Source organism: Roseovarius halophilus (ex Wu et al. 2025) (genome assembly GCF_047086965.1).
Genome location: NZ_JBKOTX010000317.1, coordinates 1 through 4,423 on the forward strand (window position 1 = coordinate 1; position 4,423 = coordinate 4,423).

Annotated in this window: 5 protein-coding genes and 1 pseudogene; all 6 read right to left on the reverse strand. The window is 69.3% G+C overall.

Translation table 11 applies throughout. The features are described 5' to 3' along the window. On the reverse strand, nt 1–210 hold a 210-nt coding region (locus ACH107_RS30420; RefSeq protein ID WP_412509436.1), incomplete at its 3' end, for a head-tail adaptor protein. Further along, nucleotides 210–806 carry a head-tail connector protein gene (locus ACH107_RS30425; RefSeq protein WP_412509437.1) on the reverse strand — a complete coding sequence of 199 codons (597 nt, stop codon included), beginning with the start codon at nt 804–806 and terminating at the stop codon, nt 210–212. The genes ACH107_RS30425 and ACH107_RS30420, both read right to left, overlap by 1 nt. 169 nt (nt 807–975) lie before the next feature. Further along, nucleotides 976–2,169: a phage major capsid protein gene (locus tag ACH107_RS30430; RefSeq protein ID WP_412509438.1), complete on the reverse strand. Its 1,194-nt coding sequence runs from the start codon at nt 2,167–2,169 to the stop codon at nt 976–978. 39 nt (nt 2,170–2,208) lie between these two features. Beyond that, a pseudogene (locus tag ACH107_RS30435) lies at nt 2,209–2,726 on the reverse strand (HK97 family phage prohead protease). Between the two features lie 12 nt (nt 2,727–2,738). Continuing rightward, the gene (locus tag ACH107_RS30440) at nt 2,739–2,966 is read right to left on the reverse strand and encodes a hypothetical protein (protein ID WP_412509439.1); all 228 of its coding nucleotides are present in this window, start codon (nt 2,964–2,966) and stop codon (nt 2,739–2,741) included. Further along, complete coding sequence (locus ACH107_RS30445; protein WP_412509440.1) at nt 2,959–4,161, reverse strand: phage portal protein; 1,203 nt, start codon at nt 4,159–4,161, stop codon at nt 2,959–2,961. The genes ACH107_RS30440 and ACH107_RS30445 overlap by 8 nt, the downstream gene beginning before the upstream one ends. Nucleotides 4,162–4,423 lie beyond the last annotated feature (262 nt).

The window sequence follows — 4,423 nt, forward strand, 5'->3', positions numbered from 1 at the left end:
GGGCGAGCCCGGCGGCGCCGCCCGCAGCGTGATGCGGTAGCGCAAAAGGCTCAGCGGCATCGCCGCGCCGGATGTCTCGCGCCCGGTGCGCGCCTCGAGATGCGCCCAGAGGCTGCCCAGCGCGGCCCAGCTTTCGGTGAAACCGCCTGCGTCGTCGGCCGCCTTCTGCGGGTTTTCCAGCACCAATTGCCGGGTCAGACGCGGGGCCATCACACCACCCCCCGGCCCAGGCGCAGGGCGCGGTAGCGTTCGATCAGGGCGCTGACCCCGAAGGGCATGCAGCCGCCGTCGTACTGGGTTTCAAGCCGGTATTCGTAGTAGTGTGCCGCCAGCAGCATCACCGCCTGTTGCAGGTCGCTGGGCAGGTCCGACCAGTCCGGCCCGAAGCCGGCCAGGAAGCGCAGCCGCACCGACCCGGCACGCGGGATGACCGGCAGCGCGCGGCCCGTGGCCAGCAGCGCCGGGCGCTGCATATCGGGGCGCAGGGTCCAGGATGCCGCCTCCACCGGGTTTTCCTGGCCAGTGCGATCCAGCAGCACGACCTCGGCCACGGCGCTGACCGGGGCGACGGGCAGCGGCTGGTGCACCGGATCGGCCCAGACCGACAGGGTCAGCGCGAAATCCCGCTCGATCAGCACCTTGGAGGTGCGCCCCTCGATGGCGGCCATGGCCGAGCGCAGGAACCCCTCAAGCAGCCCGTCCTGCAAGCCGTCATCGGAAAAGCCCGATCCGAGGCGCAGGTGCTCCTTGAACAAACCCAGCGGCAGGGCGCTTTGCGGCACCGTGGTCTCTTCGATCAACATCATCAGCTTTCTCCGAAAACGGCGTGTCGTGTCTTGGGTAAAGTGCCCGGGCGCAGGCCCCCCGCATCGCTCGGACGGAAGGAAGCAGCTGGACAACACGGGGGTGCCCCGCGCCATGCCCGCGCCCGGGCCGGAGCGCGGCGTCAGCGCCGCCCCCCGTCCGGTGACGGCCTCAGGACAGGCCGAATTTCAGCAGCTTGATCGCGGCAAAGTCGCTGACCGCCCCGCCGACGCGCTTGGTGGCGTAAAACAGCACATGCGGCTTGGCGCTGAAGGGATCGCGCAGCACCCGCAGGTCGGGGCGTTCGGCCACGGTGTAACCGGCCGAGAAATCGCCGAAGGCCATGGCCATGGACCCCGAGGCAATGTCGGGCATGTCCTCGGCCACCAGCACCGGATAGCCCAGCAGCCGCGCGGGCTCCCCGGCGGTCAGCCTGTCCGACCACAGGAAACGCCCGTCGGCATCCTTGATCTTGCGCACCGCGCCGGCGGTTTTCGAGTTCATCACGAAGGTGCCGCTGGCGCGATACTCGGCGCCCAGCGCATAGACCAGGTCGATGATCGCATCGGCCGGGTTGGCCGCGTCGAAGCCGCCATCGGCCCCGGTCGCGACATAACCCAGGCTGCCCCAGGACCAGCCGCCGTTGGCCACCACCGGCGCGGTCAGAAAGCCCTGCGGCTTGTCCACCCCGTCGCCATCGACAAAGGCCGCCGCCTCGGAGCGGGCGAACTTGTCGGCGATGCGCGTGGCCAGCCAGGCCTCGATGTCGAAGGCGCTGTCGTCCAGCAGGCGCTGGCTGGCCTTGGGCAGGGCCGACAGCTCGTGCAGGGGGATGCTGATCCGGTCGATCTGGGGCGTGCCGCTCTCGGTCGCCGGTTCGGTCTCGGTGGCCCAGCCCGCGCCCATCTCGGCGTGGTCGACCAGCACGTCGTAAGAGGTCGCCTCGACCTGCACGACATTGGCGATGGCCCGGACCGAGGCGGTCGAGGACAGCGTCGAGCGGATCATGTCCGAGGTCTGCGGATCGACAAGGTAGCCACCATCGGCGGCCACGGCGCTGGACATGGCCTTGCCTTCCATGTCGAGGCCGCGCAGCCCGTCATCGTCGCCCGAGCGCAGGTAGGCGGCAAAGGCCTTCTGGTGGGGGGCCTCTTCCGAGGCGGCGGTGGCCAGGGCCGGGCGGGCCCCGGCGATGGCGGATTTGCGGTCAAGCTTGCTCATGCGTTTGTCCTGTTCCTGCAGCTTCTGGTGAATGTCGGTTGAAAAGGCCCGGAAATCGGACATGAAGCCGGCCATGGCCGTTTGCAGCACTTCGGCAGGGGACCTGTCGTCGCCGGTCCGGGCCTTCGTCTCGGGGGTGCTCATCTGTGCGGTTCCTTCAGATAAAGGGTTGAAACGCCGGGCCTATTGCGGGTCCAGCAGGCGGCGGGCCTCACAAAAGACCTGCGCCAGTTCACGCAGGGCCCGGGCGTCGGGGTCGTCCCCCTTGGCCCCGACCCGCGCATCGGGAAGCATCGGGAAGGTCACGAGCGACACTTCCCACAGCTCCAGCTCGGACAAGAGCCGACCGCCCTTGTCGGTCTTGGCCGCCCGCAGCGTGCGATAGCCCCCGCCTCGATCAGCGCGGCGGCCTCGCGGCCCCGGTCCACGTCGCGCAGGATGCGGCCCTTGACCCAGAGGCCCCGGTCGTCCTCGCGCACCGTGTCCCAGACGCCGATGGGCTGGGCCGGGTCATGCTGCCAGAGCATCTTGACCCGCCCGCCCCGCTCCGCCAGCCGGTCCAGCGAGCGGGTGTAGGCGCCAGGCGCGACCACGTCGCCGCCCTTGTCGGGCGCCCCGAAAAGCGAGGCATAGCCCGCCACCTCGGCGCCATCGACGACCAGTTCGGTGCCGAACCCCATATATTTGTGCTCCAGGTCCATGCCTTTCTCCTCTCACGGGGTCGCGGCCAGCAGCGATTGCGCCGCCTGTGCCAGGATCACCCCCACCACACCGAAGACGGTCAGCCAGAGGCGGCGTTCCAGCCGCTGCATCATGTCCTCGATCTTGTTCAGCTGCGTGTGCAACTGGCTGAATTGCAGCGCCGTCAGCCGCTCCTGCGCCTCGATCCGCATGGCCGGGGCGCAATCGAAGGCCTCGCGCGGGAAGGGCCGGTCATCCATCGCCCACCTCCAGCGGCGGCAGGCCCAGCAGGCGGCGCTTTTCCGCATCCGTCAGGAAATCGGCGCCCCCGATGCGGGCCCATTGGGCCTCGCGTTCGCTTGCCAGCGCCGGGACCTGGTCCAGGTCGGGGCGCAAGGACACGTCCGCGCCGGTGAAATCATTCAGCCAGTCGGACAGCGCACCGGTCACCCGGGTCGCCAGGGGCAGCACCGTCAGGCGGTAAAAGGCGCGGTTGGCCTCCTGGTAATTGGCGTAGGTCGCGTCGCCGGGCAGGCCCAGCAGCATCGGCGGCACGCCAAAGGCTATGGCGATCTCGCGCGCGGCGGCCTCCTTGGTTTCCTGGAATTCCATGTCGCTGGGCGAAAACCCCATGGGCTTCCAGTCCAGCCCGCCTTCCAGCAGCATCGGCCGGCCGGCGTTGCGCGCGCCCTGGTGCTGGGTTTCCATCTCCAGCAGCAGGCGGTCGTATTGGTCGGGGCTCAGCTGGCCCTGGCCATCGGCCCCGGCATAGACGATGGCGCCCGAGGGCCGCGCGGCGTTGTCCAGCAGGGCCTTGGACCAGCGGCTGGCGGCATTGTGCACGTCCACCGCATTGGCCGCCGCCTGCATCGGCGACAGGCCGTAGTGGTCGTCCTGCGGGTGAAAGCTCTTGATATGGCAGACCGGGCTGGGGCCGTCGCCAACCTGAAAGCGGTGCTTGCGCCCGCCCACGGTATAGTCATAGGCCACCGGCCAGCCATCGGCCCCGGGCACCAGCGCCATCCGGTCCGAGCGCAGCACATGCAGCTCTGCCGGTGTGCCCTCGGGGCCGGGCACCGCCTCGACATAGCCGTTGCCGGTCAACAGCAGCTGGCCGATCAGCGCCTCGATCAATTCCGCCCGGCCCTGCGCCCCGTTCGGGCGGCGCACCAGGTCGATCACCGGATGGCTGTCGTAGCGGCGGTCGTGGTCCTGCAACACCAGCGGCAGCGCGGCCACGGCCTCGGCGATCATCTTGACCGTGCGAAACCCGATGGGATTGGCGACAAATCCGGTCTTGGTCAGGGTGACGCTGTCACGCGCACTCCAGGTCACGCGCCCGGCGCTGCCCCAGGCCGCCACGCGGCCCGCAGCCGAGGCCTTGGCCTCGGGGGCGGCGCCCGTTCGGGGCGCGGGTTCGGTCCCGGTGTCGCCACGCTTGAGAAAGTCGAACATCCAAATCTCCTCGATCCGCCCGATCCGTCGTCTTTCGATCCAACGCGGCACAGACTCGGGCATTACCCTGAATGGGTTGGGGCACGGTTTCCTGAGACAGTTCATAGCGCTACTTTTCCATCGAAGGAGAATGGACCATGGACGACAAGAACAGCTCGACACTTGGCGCGACGGAGGCCACGGCCCCGGCGGCGCGCGCCCACAACGCTGGCGACGGCGGGGCCGTGGCCGGTGGTGCGAAGCGCTTTTCGGCGAAACGGAA

What these genes read in the sequence shown, in the direction of transcription:
- ACH107_RS30430 (WP_412509438.1), bottom strand. Translation starts at nt 2,169, where the DNA reads ATGAGCACCCCCGAGACGAAGGCCCGGACCGGCGACGACAGGTCCCCT.
- ACH107_RS30445 (WP_412509440.1), bottom strand. Translation starts at nt 4,161, where the DNA reads ATGTTCGACTTTCTCAAGCGTGGCGACACCGGGACCGAACCCGCGCCC.
- ACH107_RS30440 (WP_412509439.1), bottom strand. Translation starts at nt 2,966, where the DNA reads ATGGATGACCGGCCCTTCCCGCGCGAGGCCTTCGATTGCGCCCCGGCC.
- ACH107_RS30425 (WP_412509437.1), bottom strand. Translation starts at nt 806, where the DNA reads ATGATGTTGATCGAAGAGACCACGGTGCCGCAAAGCGCCCTGCCGCTG.